Genomic DNA, 20,880 nt, shown 5'->3' on the forward strand with positions numbered 1-20,880 from the left:
CCCAACAGCATGCCAACTAAAAACAATGACGCCCACAAGAAAACCAAAACCCCACAAAAAGCAAGGCCAGCCACCAACTAGACAAAAAACAGTGACCAAAGGCTCCCTAGAAAGGAGGTGATCCAGCCGCACCTTCCGGTACGGCTACCTTGTTACGACTTCGTCCCAATCGCTAATCCCACCTTCGACCGCTCCCCCAAAAAGTTAGGCCACGGGCTTCGGGTGTTACCAACTTTCGTGACGTGACGGGCGGTGTGTACAAGGCCCGAGAACGTATTCACCGCAGCGTTGCTGATCTGCGATTACTAGCGACTCCGACTTCATGGGGTCGAGTTGCAGACCCCAATCCGAACTGAGACTGGCTTTAAGGGATCCGCTCAACCTCACGGAATCGCATCCCTCTGTACCAGCCATTGTAGCATGCGTGAAGCCCAAGACATAAGGGGCATGATGATTTGACGTCATCCCCACCTTCCTCCGAGTTAACCCCGGCAGTCTCTCGTGAGTCCCCACCATAACGTGCTGGCAACACAAGACAAGGGTTGCGCTCGTTGCGGGACTTAACCCAACATCTCACGACACGAGCTGACGACAACCATGCACCACCTGTACACCAGCCCGAAGGCTACCACATCTCTGCAGTATTCCAGTGTATGTCAAGCCTTGGTAAGGTTCTTCGCGTTGCATCGAATTAATCCGCATGCTCCGCCGCTTGTGCGGGCCCCCGTCAATTCCTTTGAGTTTTAGCCTTGCGGCCGTACTCCCCAGGCGGGGCACTTAATGCGTTAGCTACGGCGCAGAACCCGTGGAAAGGCCCCACACCTAGTGCCCAACGTTTACGGCATGGACTACCAGGGTATCTAATCCTGTTCGCTCCCCATGCTTTCGCTCCTCAGCGTCAGTAACGGCCCAGTAACCTGCCTTCGCCATCGGTGTTCCTCCTGATATCTGCGCATTCCACCGCTACACCAGGAATTCCAGTTACCCCTACCGCACTCTAGCCTGCCCGTACCCACTGCAGCCCCGGAGTTAAGCCCCGGTCTTACACAGCAGACGCGACAAACCGCCTACGAGCTCTTTACGCCCAATAATTCCGGACAACGCTCGCGCCCTACGTATTACCGCGGCTGCTGGCACGTAGTTAGCCGGCGCTTCTTCTGCACATACCGTCACTTACGCTTCTTCTGTACTGAAAGGAGTTTACAACCCGAAAGCCTTCATCCCCCACGCGGCGTCGCTGCATCAGACTTGCGTCCATTGTGCAATATTCCCCACTGCTGCCTCCCGTAGGAGTCTGGGCCGTATCTCAGTCCCAATGTGGCCGGTCACCCTCTCAGGCCGGCTACCCGTCGAAGCCTTGGTAGGCCATCACCCCACCAACAAGCTGATAGGCCGTGAGCCCATCCCCCACCAGAAACCCTTTCCAACAAAAACCATGCGGTTAAAGCAGAATATCCAGTATTAGACCCCGTTTCCAAGGCTTATCCCAGAGAAGAGGGCAGGTTACTCACGTATTACTCACCCGTTCGCCACTAATCCACAAAAAGAAAACTTTCCGCTTCATCGTTCGACTTGCATGTGTTAAGCACGCCGCCAGCGTTCGTCCTGAGCCAGGATCAAACTCTCCAAACAAAAACCAAACACCCAAAAAAAGGCATCCAATCAATAAAGGAAAGCCCAAAAACAGACTCAAAAAACCAGAAAAACTGGCAAAACAAAAAACCCAACCAAAAAAATCAGCCAGGCAAAAAACAGACCAACCAACCCAACAACCCAACCCACAAAAAGTCAGACCATCAAACCAGCCAGCCCAAAAAAACATCATCATAAAAAGCTGACACACTATTGAGATTCCAAACAACACACCAACACCCAAGCAACCACCCCAAAAACCAGGACAGCCACCCGAAGCAGCAACTTCATAAGCTTACCACCAAAACCAAACCCGAGTCAAACCAAAACCCAAACCAGCCCCAGTGAAGCACACCACAAGAACAACCAAAACCCTCAAAACCAAAGCCCCAAGAATCTCCATCGCCCTCGCAACGAATAAATACTCTACCCACAAACAACACGTCCGTCAAATTAATTTTTCGTGACGCCAGTCACTTTGGTTTGGATTATTCTTTTTCATCCTACTTTTCCCCGCTAAAACACGGGAAAATTTAATTTTCCAAACCTAATGTAGCCTCGACTTTCGTGGTCGAGGCTACATTAATTTTATTTGTTTTCAATTTTATGGCTGTCTGTGCAATTCAAATGATTTACAAAATTTCTTTACAAAAAATACATCATGTAAACCATTTTCAAATTACAAAGCTTCGTGTGGCATCACGTCAGATTCCATGAAATTATTCAGTTTCCAAAAGGAATCTGCACAAGATTCAAATTTTTACGTCCTTTCCGGAGCAGTACAAAACCATTAGCGAGTAAATCAGATTCGCTCAGCACGTATGCTTCGTCAGTAATTTTCTGATTATTTACATATACGCCACCTGCAGCAATCGTTTTCCGCGCCGCACTCTTCCCTTTTTCGAGCCCGAGGCGCACTAGCAAATCAACAATCTCGGTACCAAGTTCTCCGGAGATCTTTGGAAGTTCAGCTACTGCATCACACAAAGTCGCCGCATCTAAATGATGTGGATCAGCTTTTCCGAAAAGTACTTCCGATGCCGCTTTTACACGTTCAGTGTTTTCAGCCCCATGTACCCATGTAGTTACATCTTCCGCAAGAACGCGTTGAGCTTCGCGCGCATGCGGACGTTCTGCCACAGCCCGTTCTAACTCAGCTATTTCAGCCTGGGTACGGAAGGTAAAGACTTTCAGCATCCGGATTACATCTTCATCAGCCGTATTTAGCCAGAACTGGTAAAACTTGTACGGCGAAAGCATCTGCGGATTCAGCCAAACTGCCCCGCCCTCAGTCTTACCGAACTTTGTTCCGTCAGCCTTGGTAATCAAAGGATTCGTGAGCACGTGTACAGATTCGCCTTCAACCTTGCGAATCAAATCCATTCCACCAACAAGGTTCCCCCATTGGTCGTTTCCGCCCACTTCCAAAGTGCAGCCATAACGACGGAATAGCTCCAAGTAATCATTTGCTTGCAAAATCTGGTACGAAAATTCGGTGTAGGAAATCCCTTCTTCCGAATTTAGCCGCCGCGCAACAATATCTTTTGCAATCATTGTGCCCAGACGGAAGTGTTTGCCTAAATCACGCAAGAAATCGATGGCCGACATTTCGTTGGTCCAATCGAGATTATTCACAGTGCGCGCCGGATTATCACCGTCAAAATCGAGTAATGATTCAAGCTGCGCCCGTAAAGAATCAGCCCAGCCAGCAACCGTTTCACGCTCGTTTAGCATCCGCTCGCCCTTTGCCCGCGGATCTCCAACTAATCCCGTAGCTCCGCCAACAAGAACAAGCGGATGATGCCCAGCCAGCTGCAAATGCCGCATTACCTTCACTGCTACAAGATGCCCATGGTGGAGCGATGGTGCCGTTGGATCAAAGCCACAATAGAAGGTCAAAGGCCCATCTTCAAGCGCCTTTTCGAGCGCATCGATATCTGTATGTTGAGCAATCAGCCCACGCCAACGTAGTTCATCAAGAACTCCAGACACTTTTCTACCTTCCGTTTGATTACTATTTTTTTGTTTGAAGCAGCAATTTTTACTACTTCTGTGGTATTTCAATCCAGCTATTTCGGGACTCTTTACCGTATGACTCCCAGTTTAGCTCTCATACTTCGCCTCCGATGCAAAGCAGATCAGACTATCAAAGATCTATTGCAAAGCGCGATTGTGAATGCGAAACCGTTTTCATACAGGTCTAATTAACAGTTTTCCGCGCCGCAGACAGATCCAGTAACTCTTTTACAAGTGTTTTTGCCCGTTTGTCTGACCCAGTGATGATCAAGACTGTATCATCACCTGCTACGCATCCAAGGATTTCCGTTAATACCGCACGATCAATCGCAGACGCTAAAAGTTGCGCTGCACCTGGGGGTGTTCGCACAACTACCTGATTCATCACATTGCGTGCGCCAATGATAATATCACGCGCCCAGCGTTCAAGCTGTGCCCGTGCACCATATGCAGACTCAGAAAGCTCCGTCACATCCGGAATGCGATAAACACGGCGTCCGTCAGCCGCATACTCTTTAAAAGCATGCAACTCTTCGAGATCACGCGAAAGAGTAGCTTGCGTGACATCAATTCCGTTTTCACGCAAATAACTCTGCAGCTCTGCCTGCGAACCAATTTTCTCATTCTCAATCAGCTCAAGAATTTTTGCATGACGCGCGGCTCTAGTAGCCGGGATTACTTCGTTTTTCACAATTGTTCTTCCTGTACTCTCCAAGTACGCAAACTTCCATCATTGGCATCATCCCAATTGGAAAATGACGATACAGCCGCCAGCTTGAATCACGTATCAGCTACGTAGTTCAGCTCCAAACTCTTTCTTTGCACATTTCACAATTCGTTTCCGCACACTCGCAACTTCCGCAGCCGAAAGAGTGCCTTCAACCGCACGCATCCGCAGTGCAAAAGCTAACGACTTTTTACCTTCGGCGACTTGTTCACCCGTATAAACATCAAATAACTGCAGACTCTCAAAAACCGCGCCCGCTGCTGTTTCAATCACTGCACCAAGATCACGTGCCGAAACAGTTTCGTCAACCACAAAAGCAAAATCCTCTTTTGCCACTGGGAAGGTGACAACTGGTTTAACCTGAATCGGTTGGTCACCTCTAACGGCATGGATCAAATCGAGATCGAGCTCGAACGCAACCGAACGTGCAGGTAATTGCGTGGATTTGCAAACCTTTGGCGCCAGTTCACCAGCATACCCAATCACCTGGTCATTGACCTTTACCTGGGCGCAGCGCCCAGGATGATACGGCGCATATTCCGCATTTTCCAGTATTGCTTGCAAACCTATAGTTTCCAGCACAGTCTTTGCCGCTTGCACTGCATCACGCCAATCCCAATTTTGCGCCAGATAACCAAAATTACCTGATTGCTGCTGTGGGCATGCCACACCTGCAATCCGATAAGGTTGTGCAGGAATTGCCTGATTCAGTGCCGCAATTTCTTCTGCAGCAGGCCGCTTTCCGGTGCCTGGCGTAACCGCTGGCGCAATCCCCGTCGGCAGAGTCACACGCCCAACTTCAAATATTGCAACATCCTCATTACCCCGAGCTACGTTAAGACGTGCAGTTTCAAGCAATGAATCAAGCACGGAAGTGCGCAAGTATGGCGCATCTTCTTGCAGCGGATTTTGCAATTTAACTGCTACTCTCCGTACATCCGTAGCAGGAATCTGCTGTTTCTCAAAGGTTGCCGCCGAAATGAAAGGATAGCTCAGAGTTTGTACCCATCCTTGTTCTGCCAATGCACGAGAAATATCGCGTCGTTGACGTTGCGCAAGCGGCAAACCATGACCAGCCGGAGCATAAGGCACAACCGCTGGAATCTGATCGTAGCCAATCAAACGCGCAATTTCCTCTACAAGATGTGCGCTGCCAACGATATCCGGCCGCCATGACGGTACGCTGACCAAAGCGCGATCATCATCGACTTGAGTTACATCACAACCAATTTCACGCAGCACCGAAATCTGTTTTTGGACATCAAGAGTGAGTCCGGTCAGCCGTGCCGTCTGCGCAAAATTGAAATCGATGACGGTGAGCTGAGGATCAAGCGCAAATTCATAATTTGCCGAATCGATTGTGCCTCCACCGTATTCAACAAGTATCTCCGCTACAGCTTGGGCTGCAACCGGTGCAACTTCACGATCGACACCGCGCTCAAACCGCTTTGCAGCTTCCGAAGGAAGCTTATGACGGCGTGCCATCCGCGCTACTGAGACTGTGTCAAAATGCGCTGCTTCGATCAAAATATCGGTAGTTTGCGCAGTGATCTCAGTATCCAGACCACCCATCGTCCCGGCAAGTCCAATTGCCCTTGCGCCGTGGCCACCTTGAGAATCTGCAATCAACAAATCTTCCGTATTCAGAGTACGTGTAATGCCATCAAGAGTATGTAACTGCTCTCCAGGATTTGCGCGACGCACCACGATCGGTGCAGTCAAAGTATCCAAATCGTATGCATGCAAAGGCTGACCGAGATCAAGCATCACGTAATTGGTCGCATCAACGGCAAGCGAAATCGGACGCATCCCTGCTGCAATCAGCCGATTTTGCAGCCATTGAGGAGATTCAGCTTGTGTATTTACACCACGCACGATCCGCGTGATAAAGCGGTCGCATCCAGAAACACCATGAATCGGCGCTGCATCTTCGACGACAATTGGGAATCCTGCATTATTTACTTCCGGTACAGCTTTCGCAGCCTGACTTGTAAATATTGGATCGCTAAATTTCGCCCCAGTAGAGTGCGCATATTCGCGGGCAACACCACGCATTGAAAAGCAGTAACCACGATCTGGGGTGATGTTGATTTCAAGAATTTCACCTTGGATCCCAAGGTATTCCAGGACGTCCTCGCCAGGAGCTGGAACCCCCTTCGCCGCCGCTTCAGCAGCATCGTGAGCTAAGACGATAATCCCGTCATGATCTTCGCCAATGCCCAGTTCACGCACGGAACAAATCATTCCGTCAGAAATATGACCATAGGTTTTGCGTGCAGCAATTTTGAAATCACCAGGCAGAACTGCTCCTGGAAGTGAGACAACAACGTAATCTCCAGCCGTAAAATTATGTGCCCCGCAAATAATTCCGCGTGAAGCTAACTCCGCTGGTTCTTTTCCAGTACCTGGCGCATCATTGTGCCGCCCTACGTCAACGCGACAGTAGTTGATTATTTTTCCATTTGATTGCTCTTTGGCATCTTGTGTTAGTACTTTGCCAACCACGATCGGCCCTTGTACTTCTGGCCGGTGGATCGCTTCTTCTTCAAGTCCGACTTTCACCAGCGCAGCAGCCAATTCCTGCGGACCAGTGCCCGGTAAAACCGCAACGTGCTCTTTTAACCATTCAATTGGGATAAGTGGCATATTTAGTTCCCTCTTCCAGTGGTACCAAATTGAGTTGAAAAGCGGATATCTCCTTCAACCATATCGCGCATATCAGCAATTCCATGACGCAACATCAATGTACGTTCCAATCCCATGCCAAATGCGATGCCGGTATAAACATCAGGATCGATCCCCGCATTTTTCAGCACTTCAGGGTTCACTACTCCACATCCGCCCCATTCGATCCAGCCCGCGCCGCCTTTCTTTTGCGGGAACCATAAATCCATTTCTGCTGACGGTTCTGTAAATGGAAAATATGACGGACGTAGGCGCGTTTTTGCTTCCGGACCGAACATCGCCTTTGCAAAATGGTCTAGCGTACCTTTCAAATGCTCCATCGTGATCCCTTTATCAACGGCCAGACCTTCTACTTGATGGAAGACTGGCGTATGCGTGGCATCAAGTGCATCAGTGCGATAAACCTTACCTGGACAAGCAATATATACAGGTGCCCCACGTTCAAGCATCACATGAGATTGCACCGGTGAAGTATGTGTCCGCATCACGAGCCCCGGAGTTTCCACAAAATTTGCTTCGCCTGCTAAAGTTACCTGCGCATATCCTGCCACATAGAAAGTGTCTTGCATTTGCCGAGCAGGATGATCTGGACCGAAATTCAATGCGTCAAAATTGAACCACTCATGTTCCAGCTCTGGACCTTCAGCAATATCCCAGCCCATCCCGATGAAAAAATCTGAAACATCATCTATCAGCACGTCTAGCGGATGCCGTGCACCTTTCGCTTTTCCGGACGTAGGAATCGTGACATCGACGCGTTCCTCACGGAGCATTTTCGCTTCAAGCTGGGCTTCAATTCGGCTAGTGGCTAATGCTAATGCTTCTTGTACCGCTTTCCGCGCACCGCCGATAAGCTTTCCGGCAATTGGTTTTTCACTTGGCTGCAAATTTCGGATCTGCATATTAGCGTGCGTAATTGGCGCATTATCACCTACATGTGCCAAACGCGCAGTTTTGATTTCATTGAGCGTATTCGCCGCAGCAAAGGCTGCTTGCGCTGCTGCTACAGCTTGTGCAATTCCCGCTTCGTCTAATGGACTTAAAGCCATGATTCCCTTCCACATTTCCCATACTCTGGCGCTGACACGAACACAGCTTCAACGCTTCTCCGTCTTCCGCCTATCTTACTCTTCAGAGAGAAACGGCGCTAATAAAGATCACCTACTGTGAATAATTCCTGCACGATTTCGCATTGTGGACACTCTTTCGCTGCATATTTATACGCATCCTTTTCCCTCATCCATTAAACCCATTTTCAACAACAATTCGTTATTCCAGATGCGATGCCAAAAGCTGCGCTTGAGCACTGGTATATAGGCAAATACTTGCAGCCATTGCGACGTTCAAAGATTCCGCGCGCCCGCTCATGCGAATTGCCACCGCACTATCCGCAAGCGCCAACTCCTGCTCACTAAAGCCGTGCGCCTCATTCCCGAGCATCCAAATCGTCGGCTTGCGTAAATCTATCTGCTCCGCACGCAGATCACACGTGCCACTCCCATTACTAGCTCGCATTGCAAGCTCATCGAGATAATAATCAGCACGCCCATGTGCAGCACACACTTGGAATCCAGAACTTCGCGCCAGCGCCACAAAATCAGTAGCATCAGGCGCTGCTACCACCGGAAGATGGAAGAGCGAGCCAACAGAAGCACGAATCACTTTCGGATTCGTCACTTCTACTGAGCCGGCACCAATCACCACACCCTGCGCACCAAATGCATCAGCAGCCCGAATAATCGTGCCTAAATTTCCCGGATCAGCGCTCCGAAGCGCAAAAACAAGTAATTTCGACTCTTGCAATAACTGCGAAAGCGCTGGAACTTCTGGCATCGATGCGACAGCTAAAATTCCCTGCGCATCCTGACTTAATTCCAGAAAAAGATCCGCAGGTAAAAGATGCAGATACAAATCTGCACGCGCAATCAGCTGCGCTAAATCTGGATGTATTCCCAGGGCACTTTCAGTAGCGTAAACATCACGCACGAGCGCTGGTTGCATCGCCAATAACTCACGTACCGCCTGTGGACCTTCTACGATGATTTGCCCGTATTTACGCCGATTTGCACTTCGATAGAGCCCCTGAACTTTTTTCAGTTGCCCCGTCTTTGCAGATATTTCCTTAATTGGCATAACTTTACCTTACTACGTGGTACAAAATCTGAAGAAGAATCAAGCAAAATTTTTCAGACGCATCAAAAGCGATCTGAACTCCAGCTGAGAGGACAAAATCAAATACGAAAACGGTGTGACCCCGCTAGAGGTCACACCGCAATAATCCGTTTAATTGTCAATCACAACTGATTTAGCAAATTAAAGTACCGGAGCGTTCACATCTTCTGGCAGTGCTTTGCGTGCAATCTCAACGATTGCGGTGAAAGCAGCTGGATCGTTTACCGCAAGCTCCGCAAGCATCCGGCGGTCAACTTCCACCTCAGCCAATTTCAAACCTTGCATGAAACGGTTGTACGTCATACCGTTTGCACGAGCTGCAGCATTGATGCGGGTGATCCACAGTTTCCGGAACTCATTCTTACGCACCTTACGATCACGGTAGTTATAGACGAATGAGTGCGTTACTTGCTCTTTTGCTTTCCGGTAAAGACGGGAACGCTGACCACGATATCCAGATGCGCGGTCAAGGACTGTACGACGCTTCTTCTTGGCGTTAAGGGCGTTCTTTACGCGTGCCATGATTATTTCTCCTTGTTTCTAAAAAGCTTTACAACTCGTGATTAACGGCCAAGCAGACGGCTCATCTTCTTCACATCTGCCTTTGCCACTGGCTGATCAGTGGAAAGACGCCGAGTGCGGCGCGATGACTTGTGCTCAAGCAAGTGGCGCTTATTTGCCTGCTCGCGCATCAGCTTGCCTTTACCCGTAACACGGATCCGCTTCTTCGTACCGGAGTGTGTCTTCATCTTTGGCATTTTTCATGCTCCCTCTAGCTGCACGCGGCAGCTGTCTAACTTCTTGCGAAGTACCTGTTCGTGTCTGCTAAAAACTAGATCAGTCTGACGGCTCATTCAGCAATTGCTGTATCTGCCTCAGCTACTTCCGTGACCTTTGCGGCAATCTTCAACGCATTCTTCTGCGCGCGTGATGCTTCTTTCGCACGCCGATTCTCACGTTCAGCCTCACGCCGACGGCGCTGATCTGATTTCGCTTCTGATTTGCGACGTATCGGCGCCAGAACCATTACCATTGAGCGCCCATCAACACGCGGTGCTGATTCAACCACACCATTTTCGGAAGCGTCTTGCGCAATTCTTTGCATCAAATTCACGCCTTCCTCTGGACGCGACTGTTCACGCCCACGGAAACGCAGCTGAATTTTCACTTTGTCTCCGCCGTCAAGGAATTTATAAATTCGCTTGAGCTTGGTTTCGTAATCGTGCTGATCAATCTTCAAACCAATACGCAGCTCCTTGAGTTGCGTATTCGCCTGATTCCGCCGAGCTTCACGAGCTTTCTGAGCTGCTTCGTACTTGTATTTGCCGTAGTCCATCAGCTTTGCGACGGGTGGCTTGGCGTTTGGCGCAACCTCTACGAGATCGAGATTCGCTTCAATCGCCAATTGCAATGCTTTTTTGATCGCGATTACGCCGACCTGCTCACCGCCCGGACCTACAAGGCGCACTTCCGGTACGTTGATTCGATCGTTGATTCGTGGCTCGTTGATAACTGCTCCTCTAGTTTTAAGTGCGACGCGCACGGACCCCAGAGGGCATACGGCAACTATCTAAAACCGTATTTCCAAACCCGATCTCGAAACTAGTGAGATCCAGGTGGGATTTCTCCGCTTGCGTGCTGGCAATCTGCCAGTCGGTCGTTTAGAGATTCTACCAGCTATCCCCTAGATCCACCAAGAAAATATCCCGCAAATGTAAAAATAATCTGGTGAGTTTGCACACGAATCTCTTATCTCTGCGTCCTAACCCCATATTGGCCGGATCTCCAATGCGTCAAGACGAGCGCGCAGATAACGATCTGCCTGTATTGTACTCAATACAGCCCGAATTAGCCGATGTACTAACGAATGCTGAGTTTGTTGCGAAATTACAAGCGTCAAAATACAAACCCCAAATTCCCCTGGCATGATCTGCAGATCCTGCAACGCCTGCGCGGAGATTGGGTCAATCAGCGTGATCGTTTCGCGCAACTGAATCAAGATCTGCGGATCTTCCCACGGCGCTTCCCACGGTGTTTGGGTAGCCAAAGCAATAACTGCCGAGCGCCCTAAGTATTGAGTCTGCTCAGTATTTGGATTAAGCACCATTAACCCATCGCCTCGTTGCAATGCGAGCCGTGCAATATCACTTATCATCACTGGTACAGGACGTGCTTTCGGATATCTTTGGAAAAGCGTATCAGCATCGGAAAATATTTCGATTGCGCGCCGTCCACCCATAAATTCTCCGCGAAAAAGCGTCGCATCATCATTCAATGGATCTGATTCGGCTGAGTGTGCTTGCACTTTCCCCAAATTATCCAGCTGCGGATGTGGATGCGCGAGAGCTGCGATAAGCACTCGTGCCATTGCCCCAACCACCGCACTTGTGCGGCTTTCAACGGGTTCGGCAAACGCAAGTGCAAGTGCTTGCTGCAGTTCTCCGAGATCACCGGCAAAAGGATTTGGCCGCGAAAGTTTCGATATGGCAGACATCGATATTTTTCTTCTCTCTTGCTTTCTACCGTCATGCCCGATGCAATTGCATCTTCATGCGCGAGGCACTAAACAATTCGTTCCAGCAGCTTATCTTTCAGCTGAAGTTGAGTCTGAATTTGCTGCTGGCGGCAAATTCGGCGGTGCAATCAGGAGTTCTTCAACTTTCGGATCAAGCACCGCCAATGTTAAGCCTGGAGCAAGTTCTTCTTGCATCTGACCAGCAACTACACGGGTAGCATGGACTAATCCCGAGACACCTGCTTCACCGCCAACATCATCACCAAGTTCGACGGTAAAGAGTACTACACCATATTGTGAAAGCTGCGAAAGAAATTTCGCCACCAACACTGGATCACGTTCAGATTCCGCAGTAAATTCCAGATTCTGGAAATCAATTACTGGACTATCCGGTGCAAAAGCTACTTTCGGATCTGCCTGGCTTGTGCCCGTATCGCTGCCGCCAAGAATTTCGGAAATATCCCAGTCGTCGTATTTTTTCGGCGGAAGATCGCGGTAAACCAATACGCCAGAATCCGTATCTACTACTGCAGCGTGCAGTTTACGCAACTCTAGGATTCTGCTTACAACTGCCGCATCCGCAAAGGGAGTAAGTATCAGATACCGCCGAAATGATTCCATTACGGGCCTCCACTTCCATTTTTCCTAAAGCTCACAAGACCGAGGATAGCCTCACCTAGCTGGTTTTCGATGCAACCTCTGATTATGTTTGAAACAACAGCTTAAGTATTGCACATAGACGAAAAACCGTTCAAAATAAACTACCTAGGGCAAGAGATGCAAACAATTATCGATCGCGAACCAAAAGCAGCGCTCACACATGTACCTGCACAATCCACATTTTCGGAAAAGACGATGCGCTCAGCCGAAGCTCAGCTTAACTCGAAACTAAACTGGTTGCGCGCAGGAGTATTAGGTGCTAATGACGGCATCGTCTCAACCGCAGGACTCGTGGTTGGAGTTTCAGGCGCATCCGTGACGGGATTTGCGTTATTCGCTTCAGGTATCGCCGGTATGGTAGCTGGTGCACTTTCGATGGCTGCCGGCGAATACGTTTCCGTATCTACTCAGCGCGATGCAGAACAAGCCGCGATTGCGAAACAAAAACTCCTGATCCAAGCTGATCCAGTCGGCGCTGAGGAACGTTTAGCTTATTTCATTAGTGCGCAAGGTGTATCGCATGAACTTGCCCGCGCCACTGCACGAGAACTTTCAGCACAAGACGCAGCAGCTGCACATGCACATTATGAATTGGGGATCGATCCCGATGAATTGACCAACCCGTGGCATGCGGCTGTGGCTTCAATGGCGGCTTTTGCGCTCGGAGCGATCATTCCGCTACTCGCAATCGTACTTTCACCAAGCAGTATCGCCGTCCCAATGACAGTATTTGCCGTCAGCTTTGCCTTAGCTATCACCGGCTCAGTTTCAGCACATCTCGGACGGGCACCTGTGATGCGCGCTACAGTGCGCAATATCGTCTGGGGTAACGTAGCAATGGTAGTAACTTACGCAATCGGCGCACTCGTCGGCGGAAATATTCATTAAAGCACTGCTATGTTGCTGCCACTTGCTCTATGGCCCCACCAAATCTCCGCTCGCGCTGCACATAATCGGTGATGCATTTCCAAAGATCAGTGCGCCGAAAATCTGGCCATGCCGCCTGCACAAAAAGCAACTCAGCATAAGCTGCCTGCCAGAGCAAAAAATTTGAGGTACGCCGTTCTCCGCCAGTACGAATAAACAAATCGACTGGTGGAAGTTCAGGCTGATATAGATATCGGGAAATCGTCGCAGGTGTAATTGATCGTGCAGTCAATTCACCGCGCTGCACCCGCAATGCAATTTCCCGCATCGCATCAGAAATCTCGTATTGACCGCCATAGTTAAGGCAAAAATTGAGAATCATACGGGTGTTTGCCCGAGTATATTCTGCCGTTGTTTCCATTTCGCGAATCACAGATTTCCAAAGTTTTGGACGCCGCCCAGACCAAACTACCTTTACTCCCCACTCATTTAGTTGCTTGCGTCGCGCACGAATCACATCACGTGAATAGCCCATCAAAAAACGCACTTCACGCGGAGAACGCCGCCAGTTTTCAGTCGAAAATGCGTACACTGAAAGTACTTTCACACCCGCTTCAATCGCTCCTGCGATCACATCCATCAGCGAAATTTCCCCAGCACGATGCCCTTCTGTACGCGGCAACTTCCGCGCATTTGCCCATCTCCCGTTTCCGTCCATCACGATCGCAATATGCTTTGGCACTTCATTAAGCGCAAATTTTGGCGGCATCAGACCGGAAATATGCAACGAAACAGCACGGTCAAAATTAGCGATCTGATGGCTTTCTCTTCCATCCATCTGGCTGGCTCTGCTGATATCATTCATATCTTCAGTCTAGCTCAAGAAATAATTACATTCAGGAATCAGCTGCGCAGCGGAAGCTGCTTGCATCGCTCACACAATAGATCTCTTCGAGAAAATCAGGAAATCAAACGTGAATGCACATATCGCAGCGATTTCATGGGATGTTCCAGATGCCATTGTAAAAATGCACTGATAATTCCACTCGCCTGCCGTCGCGTCGGAAGAGCTGCTAAATCTGCGATCTTCCAGTCTCCTACCAGCAGCGCACCAAGCAGCTGCCATGTCTCAATCGCAGGGGTGAGGCCACCAGACACTTTACACATATCACACACTGCTCCGCCAAGTGCCACGTTCATAGCTTGATGCGGCCCAACAATCCCGCAAACCGCGCATTCAAAAACTGCCAATTCCCAGCCAGCCATCCGCATCGCCCGCAAAATATACGAATTCAAGATCAAATCCGGCAAATGCGCACCCGTTGCCATCGCATGAACCGCGCCATGCAACAGTGTAAATTGGGCTAAATCCGGTTCACCTTCCTGCTCCATAAGATGATCAATCGTATCGAGCAAAGCCATTGCTGACGTATATACATGATAATTAGTAATAATCGTGCGGTGATAGGCGTTGATCGACTCAACCTGTGTGATCACATCTAGTGAACGCCCGGTATAAAGTTGCAAATCAATATAAGAAAATGGCTCAAGGCGCGCTCCGAAACGTGATTTAGTTTTCCGCACTCCCCTTGCCACTGCGCGAATCTTGCCGTGGTTTGGTGTCAGTAGCGTGATCACACGATCAGCTTCGCCCAAATCTTGAGTGCGCAGCACAATTGCCTGATCACGATACGTCTTATTATTCACACAGATAGTTTAACCCGATTTTGATCAGTGCTCAGAAACTAGCTCACTGCAAAATCAGCTCCCGTTCCTTCGCCTACATCCGCAGCACGATATGCACGATTTGCAGCAGAAATTATCGCCTTGAAAGCTGAAGTGATCGTAGATGAATCAATCCCCACTCCCCAGAAAATTTCATCGCCAAATTTACATTCAACATACGATGCCGCAAATGCATCTCCACCAGCAGACAATGCATGTTCAACGTAATCCAAGACTGCCACTTGCATGCCAACTTGCGCTAGCGCCTTCACGAATGCGTCAATCGGACCATTTCCTTTCGCAGCAACCGTCTGATTCTCATAAATACCGGTTTTATTTAATTGCGAAAGTGTCACGGTAAGAATCGAATCATTCGCTTCATCAGCTGTAGTGATCGTAGTACCACCAAGCAAATAATGACCCCAGGGCTGTAATCCTGGAGCAGCCGTGTGCGGTAAATATTCGTCAGCAAAAATCCGCCACAATACATCTGCAGAAATTTCTCCGCCAAAGCGATCAGCATATTTTTGCACAATCGCTGATAATTCAATTTGCAATCGACGCGGCAAATCCAAACCATGCTCGCTTGCAAGCAAATAAGCGATGCCGCCTTTGCCCGACTGCGAATTGACTCGCACTACTGCAGCATAAGAACGACCAACATCTTTGGGATCAATTGGCAGATACGGCACATCCCATTTCACTGCAGTTTCATCTCCGCCTGCTTCCTGCACAGCTTTCTCGCGTGCCGCAAATCCCTTCTTGATCGCATCTTGATGCGAACCGCTAAACGAGGTATAGACTAAATCTCCCCCATACGGTGCCCGCGGAGACACGTCCATTCTGGTAGCTGCCTCCACTACTCGACGGATCTCATCAATATTCGAAAGATCCAGCTGCGGATCAATCCCTTGCGAAAAAAGATTCAGCGCCAAAGTAATCAAATCAACGTTTCCAGTTCGCTCACCTTGCCCGAATAAACACCCTTCCACGCGATCAATTCCTGCAAGCATTGCAAGCTCGGTAGTAGCCACGCCAGTACCCCGATCATTGTGATTGTGCGCCGAAAGCACCAAATATTCGCGACGGCTCAAGTGCCGTGCCATCCATTCAATCTGATCTGCATACACATTGGGAGTACAACGCTCAACCGTCGTAGGAAGATTCAAAATCATTTCCCGCTCCGGACCTGGCTGCCACACATCCATCACGGCTTCGCTTACTTCAAGTGCAAACTCCAGCTCTGTATCGACAAAAATCTCAGGTGAATATTCAAAGCCGCAAATCGTATGATCATCAATTGTTTTTTCCATATATGCGAGCACCTCTTGTGCTCCGCTGACTGCCAGCTCACGTGTCTGAGCCCGACTATTGCGGAAAACGACATCCCGGAAAGTTGGAGATGTGGCGTTATAAAGATGCACTGTCGCTCGCGGCAATCCGGCAAGCGCATCGATCGTCCGATGAATGATCTCTGGACGAGATTGGGTCAGCACGGAAATAGTAACATCTTCTGGGACGGCATCATCTCGCACCAGTGAGCGCACAAAATCCCAGTCCGCCTCCGAAGCAGCAGGAAATCCAACTTCAATTTCCTTTACTCCAATTTTCACAAGCAAATCAAAAATCTCGCGTTTCTGCCGCGGATTCATGGGTTCAATCAGTGCTTGATTACCGTCACGCAAATCGGTAGAAAGCCACCGCGGAGCTCGCGTCAGTCGCTTATTCGGCCAACTACGATCAGGCAGCGAGATCGGGTTCCGGTCAAGAAAATGCTGATATTTCTGATATGGCATCCCTGACGTGCTCTGCATATTCTTCAAACAATCAGTACGCATAGATAATATTTACCACTAATATGTGATCAGTGAAGAACTGCCCAGCTTTTGAAACAAACACACGCAGCGCATTACACCAGCATCTTGCGCAGAACTAAAATTTGCTAGCTAGAATCCCAAGCGACCGAGAAATTTCGGATCTTTTTGCCACTCCTTAGCAACTTTCACACGCATATCGAGATACACTTTCCGCCCTAAAAGCTCCTCGATCCCTTGCCGTGCCTTTACCCCGACCTGTTTCAAACGCTGCCCACCACGTCCAATCACGATCCCCTTCTGGGAATCACGTTCGACATAAATATTTGCACGGATATCGATCAAAGCAGTCCGTGAATCGCCTTTCCGCATTGGTCGTTCTTCAAAATCTTCAATTACCACGGCGATCGAATGCGGCAGTTCATCACGCACACCATCAAGTGCAGCTTCACGAATCAACTCGGCAATTCGCGATTCGACGCTTTCGTCAGTGACCGCTGAATCGGGATAAAGCGGTGGACTGAGTGGCATCTGCTGGATCATCAGTTGTTCGAGCAGCTTGATTTGTTCCCCTTTTTGAGCGCTCACTGGCACGATTTGCGCAAACTCAAAAATTTCGCTTACGGCAAGCAATTTTTGCGCTAATTCCTCCCGCGAGATTTTATCAATTTTGGTGATGACGGCAAATATCGGAGCATCCAGCTTGGCAACTTTTTCCAGCAAAAAACGATCTCCCGGACCAATTTTTTCATCTGCCGGCAAACAGAGAGCTACTGCATCAACATCACTTAAAGCATCAGCAACCAGATCATTTAACCGTTGCCCTAAGAGTGTGCGCGGACGATGCAGCCCCGGAGTATCCACCAGTACTAACTGCCCAGATTCTCGGGAAACAATTCCGCGGATCACCTTACGTGTAGTTTCTGGCTGGTTTGCAGTAATTGCGATCTTTTCGCCAACGAGCGCGTTGATCAGCGTGGATTTTCCAGCATTTGGACGACCAACAATCGCGACGAACCCAGAACGATATGCTGCAGGCCACTGCTGCACTAATTGCTGTTCTTGTATTTTTTCACTCATCTTCAGCCTCGGTTTCTTCCGCTGGGGACGCGATCACTGTTGCGATTCGCTTCCGCCGTCCTTCATAACGTTCAGCTTCAATATGGATCCCAAAAATTTCCACGAAAGAGCCGACAATCGGCACACGGCCTAAATTCTTTGAAAGTAATCCACCCACGGTATCAACATCATCATCTTCAATTGTTTTGCCAAATAATGCACCAAAATCATCAATCGGCATTCGCGCGGGCACACGGAATACACCATCACCTAGCGCAACAACCTCTGCCTGCGCTTGATCATGCTCGTCTACCATTTCCCCAACAAGCTCTTCAAGTAGATCCTCGATTGTAATCAAACCGGCGATCCCACCATATTCATCCACCACGATCGCCATATGCACAGCTGTCGCCTGCATTTTATGCAGCAAATCATCAGCAACCATCGTTTCCGGCACAAATGTGGGCTGCCGCATCACACTCGTCACTGAAAGACGGTAACTATCTGGACGACGATGCACCTTTTGAATAGTATCTTTGAGATAAATTACGCCTAATAATTCATCAGCGGAATCACCAATCACTGGTACCCGCGAAAATCCAGAACGGGAAAAAAGCGATATTGCCTGATCAAGCGTATGATCCTGATTGATCGTAATCATATCTGTACGCGGCACCATCACGGCCCGCACGATCGTGCGTGAAAGCTCGAAAACAGAATTGATCAGCGAACGTTCATCATCCTCAATCGCTTCTGATTCGCTTACTCGCTCAACCATTAACGCAATTTGGTCTTCATTTTGAGTCTCGCGTTCTTCCTCATCCACTGGCTCATGTTTCCGCACGAATAATGATGTCAGCCTGGTAAGCGGCCAAAGCAAGATAAATGCCCCATTCACCACTTTCAATGGCTTACGGACTGCAATTTCTGAGGGCAAAAGCAGATTAAATAGTCCATAGCTGATCAGAATGATCCCAATCGCACTAAGCAATGCGAGCCATGCGTAAGAAATAAAATCAACTAAGATCAAAATCAATGAAATCGCAAAAAGCGAAATGAAAATGACTCGAATTGCATGTGAAGCAGTTTTCGCAGCGGGACGATGCGCAAGCACTTCGATCAAACGATGATGCGCATCGTTGTTTTCAATCGCCTCTTTTACACTGGAACGTGTTAAGCGATTCAGCCCAACAAGTACAAGCCGAAAATATACTGAAATGATCAACGCGCTAATTGCAACGATAATCAAGATGATAAATGGGATATTTGCAATCTCATGCATCTGAGCTATTTCAACCTTCTTTGTTTATTCTCCGTGAGCTTTTGTGAGTTGGAAAACTCAACTATCTACTTGCCAAAAGTTAGCAGGCAAGCTTTCTTTTGATTCTAACGGTTAATCGATCGTGGGAGCGATATCACTGATTTTCGATGTATCTTGCAGCGGCTGGTTCGGATCTTGCGGTTTACGCGCAAGAAACCCGAGCAAAAGCTGGCGCTGCAAGGTAAACATTACTTTTCGTTCTGCTTCTTCAGCATGATCAAAACCCAATAAATGTAAGATTCCATGCGTTGCTAAAAGTAAAATCTCTTCCATTGTGGCATGCCCAGATCTCCGAGCCTGCTTTGCAGCTACAGCAGGGCAAATCACGATATCGCCAAGCACTCCTACTTGCGGCTCCACTCCAGGTGGTACCGGCTTGAGTTCATCCATTGGAAAAGACAATACATCGGTTGGCCCGGGAAGATCCATCCATTGCAGATGCAAATCACTCATCGTCTCTTCATCAGCCAAAATAATATTCAACTCAGCTTGCGGATGCACCCGCAGCTGATCAAACACCCACGAAGCTAACGCAGAAATCTCTGCCGCATCAGGTGCTGGCAAGTAACCAGACTCATCATTTACTTCAATCATTTTCAATCCCTATATTGTCTCCAGGTAGCTACAAATAGCCGGTGCAACCTGCTGCTTCACTGCTCACTCGCGATAGCAGATGTAATTATTTCTCTTTCCGCACACTATCCCAACGTGCATATGCGTCGATAATATCTGCCACAATCCGGTGCCGAACTACATCTGCAGAACCAAGCTCCGTGAAATTGATCTGATCAACATTGCGTAAAATTCTCCGCACCACTTGCAAACCGGAACGTGTTCTACCAGGCAGATCGATTTGCGTCAGATCTCCGGTAATCACCATTTTTGAGCCAAAACCAAGCCGAGTCAGAAACATTTTCATTTGCTCGGCAGTAGTATTTTGTGCTTCATCCAAAATAATAAATGCATCATTCAAGGTCCGTCCGCGCATATACGCAAGCGGGGCTACTTCGATCGTGCCAGCTGCCATCAATTTCGGAATCGTCTCTGGATCAACCATATCGTAGAGCGAATCATAAAGCGGACGCAGATAAGGATCAATTTTATCGTTTAGCGTACCGGGCAAGAAGCCAAGTGATTCTCCTGCTTCCACTGCCGGACGAGTCAAAACGATCCGTGATACCTCATTTTTTTGCAATGCCACGACAGCCTTCGCCATCGCCAGATAAGTCTTACCGGTACCTGCCGGCCCGATCCCAAAAGTGATCGTATTGGTATCGATCGCATCAATATATGCTTTCTGCCCCAAGGTTTTCGGGCGAATCGTTTTACCCCGGCTGGAGAGAATATCTGTATGCATCAATGCCGTCGGTTTAGCTAAACCGTCGCGCGCAATCATAATCGCACGCTGTACTGCATCCACACTCAGCAGCTCGCCTGCCTTTGCTACTTCAATTAGCTCAACGATGATCTGCGCAGCAAAATCTACTTCGGATGCGGCACCGGAAATCTTGATTTCATTACCATGCACTGTGATCTTTGCTGGCAGCAAGCCATTTTCGAGTACCCGCAAAATGCCATCATGATGCCCCAATAAATTAATCATCGGAAGCCTTTGCGGCACCGTCACTATCCTTGTATTTTCACGGCTTTCATCCATTTTATCGATCACAATCTACGAAACTTCATG

General features: G+C 48.8%; 18 protein-coding genes and 1 rRNA gene. 1 reads left to right on the forward strand and 18 read right to left on the reverse strand.

Annotated elements, in window-relative coordinates; genetic code table 11:
* Positions 1-110 precede the first annotated feature (110 nt).
* The 11 genes from J2S36_RS02215 to J2S36_RS02265 all read right to left on the reverse strand — a co-directional run bounded on the left by J2S36_RS02215 (position 111) and on the right by J2S36_RS02265 (position 12,368).
* A 16S ribosomal RNA gene (locus J2S36_RS02215) occupies positions 111-1,632 on the reverse strand.
* 723 nt (positions 1,633-2,355) lie between these two features.
* Positions 2,356-3,624, reverse strand: coding sequence for a tyrosine--tRNA ligase (tyrS, locus tag J2S36_RS02220; protein WP_309955089.1), 1,269 nt, complete (start codon positions 3,622-3,624; stop codon positions 2,356-2,358).
* Positions 3,625-3,832: 208 nt separating this feature from the next.
* A complete protein-coding gene (gene argR, locus J2S36_RS02225) occupies positions 3,833-4,339 on the reverse strand; it encodes an arginine repressor (RefSeq protein ID WP_309955091.1) in 507 nt (168 codons plus the stop codon).
* Positions 4,340-4,435: 96 nt separating this feature from the next.
* Positions 4,436-7,021, reverse strand: a complete 2,586-nt coding sequence (pheT, locus tag J2S36_RS02230; RefSeq protein WP_309955093.1) for a phenylalanine--tRNA ligase subunit beta — start codon at positions 7,019-7,021, stop codon at positions 4,436-4,438.
* Between the two features lie 2 nt (positions 7,022-7,023).
* Positions 7,024-8,109 (reverse strand): phenylalanine--tRNA ligase subunit alpha, encoded by a 1,086-nt coding sequence (gene pheS / locus J2S36_RS02235; RefSeq protein ID WP_309955095.1) that lies wholly within the window; start codon positions 8,107-8,109, stop codon positions 7,024-7,026.
* 220 nt (positions 8,110-8,329) lie between these two features.
* The gene (locus J2S36_RS02240; RefSeq protein ID WP_309955097.1) at positions 8,330-9,193 is read right to left on the reverse strand and encodes a TrmH family RNA methyltransferase; all 864 of its coding nucleotides are present in this window, start codon (positions 9,191-9,193) and stop codon (positions 8,330-8,332) included.
* Positions 9,194-9,373: 180 nt separating this feature from the next.
* Positions 9,374-9,754, reverse strand: coding sequence for a 50S ribosomal protein L20 (gene rplT, locus J2S36_RS02245; protein WP_309955099.1), 381 nt, complete (start codon positions 9,752-9,754; stop codon positions 9,374-9,376).
* Between the two features lie 41 nt (positions 9,755-9,795).
* Positions 9,796-9,990, reverse strand: a complete 195-nt coding sequence (gene rpmI / locus J2S36_RS02250; protein ID WP_309955100.1) for a 50S ribosomal protein L35 — start codon at positions 9,988-9,990, stop codon at positions 9,796-9,798.
* Positions 9,991-10,082: 92 nt separating this feature from the next.
* The gene (gene infC / locus J2S36_RS02255) at positions 10,083-10,775 is read right to left on the reverse strand and encodes a translation initiation factor IF-3 (protein WP_309955102.1); all 693 of its coding nucleotides are present in this window, start codon (positions 10,773-10,775) and stop codon (positions 10,083-10,085) included.
* A 219-nt stretch (positions 10,776-10,994) separates the two neighbouring features.
* Positions 10,995-11,726: an SseB family protein gene (locus J2S36_RS02260; protein WP_309955104.1), complete on the reverse strand. Its 732-nt coding sequence runs from the start codon at positions 11,724-11,726 to the stop codon at positions 10,995-10,997.
* A gap of 90 nt (positions 11,727-11,816) precedes the next feature.
* Complete coding sequence (locus tag J2S36_RS02265; protein WP_309955106.1) at positions 11,817-12,368, reverse strand: hypothetical protein; 552 nt, start codon at positions 12,366-12,368, stop codon at positions 11,817-11,819.
* A 156-nt stretch (positions 12,369-12,524) separates the two neighbouring features.
* Here J2S36_RS02265 and J2S36_RS02270 point away from each other — a divergent pair, with 156 nt between their 5' ends.
* Positions 12,525-13,295 (forward strand): VIT1/CCC1 transporter family protein, encoded by a 771-nt coding sequence (locus J2S36_RS02270; protein ID WP_309955108.1) that lies wholly within the window; start codon positions 12,525-12,527, stop codon positions 13,293-13,295.
* Positions 13,296-13,302: 7 nt separating this feature from the next.
* Here J2S36_RS02270 and J2S36_RS02275 read toward each other — a convergent pair whose 3' ends face one another.
* The 7 genes from J2S36_RS02275 to J2S36_RS02305 form a co-directional block, all read right to left on the reverse strand.
* Positions 13,303-14,139, reverse strand: coding sequence for an isoprenyl transferase (locus tag J2S36_RS02275; RefSeq protein WP_374717326.1), 837 nt, complete (start codon positions 14,137-14,139; stop codon positions 13,303-13,305).
* Between the two features lie 95 nt (positions 14,140-14,234).
* Complete coding sequence (recO, locus tag J2S36_RS02280) at positions 14,235-14,981, reverse strand: DNA repair protein RecO (protein ID WP_309955110.1); 747 nt, start codon at positions 14,979-14,981, stop codon at positions 14,235-14,237.
* Between the two features lie 38 nt (positions 14,982-15,019).
* Positions 15,020-16,837: a 2-isopropylmalate synthase gene (gene leuA / locus J2S36_RS02285; protein ID WP_374717327.1), complete on the reverse strand. Its 1,818-nt coding sequence runs from the start codon at positions 16,835-16,837 to the stop codon at positions 15,020-15,022.
* 108 nt (positions 16,838-16,945) lie between these two features.
* The gene (gene era / locus J2S36_RS02290) at positions 16,946-17,893 is read right to left on the reverse strand and encodes a GTPase Era (protein ID WP_309955113.1); all 948 of its coding nucleotides are present in this window, start codon (positions 17,891-17,893) and stop codon (positions 16,946-16,948) included.
* The gene (locus J2S36_RS02295) at positions 17,886-19,154 is read right to left on the reverse strand and encodes a hemolysin family protein (RefSeq protein WP_309955114.1); all 1,269 of its coding nucleotides are present in this window, start codon (positions 19,152-19,154) and stop codon (positions 17,886-17,888) included. The genes era and J2S36_RS02295 overlap by 8 nt, the downstream gene beginning before the upstream one ends.
* A 111-nt stretch (positions 19,155-19,265) precedes the next feature.
* Entirely contained in the window at positions 19,266-19,787 is a 522-nt protein-coding gene (ybeY, locus tag J2S36_RS02300; RefSeq protein ID WP_309955116.1) for an rRNA maturation RNase YbeY, read from the reverse strand.
* A gap of 85 nt (positions 19,788-19,872) precedes the next feature.
* Positions 19,873-20,850 (reverse strand): PhoH family protein, encoded by a 978-nt coding sequence (locus tag J2S36_RS02305; protein ID WP_309955118.1) that lies wholly within the window; start codon positions 20,848-20,850, stop codon positions 19,873-19,875.
* Positions 20,851-20,880: the final 30 nt, after the last annotated feature.

This window comes from Arcanobacterium hippocoleae (assembly GCF_031456295.1).
GTDB lineage: Bacteria > Actinomycetota > Actinomycetes > Actinomycetales > Actinomycetaceae > Arcanobacterium_A > Arcanobacterium_A hippocoleae.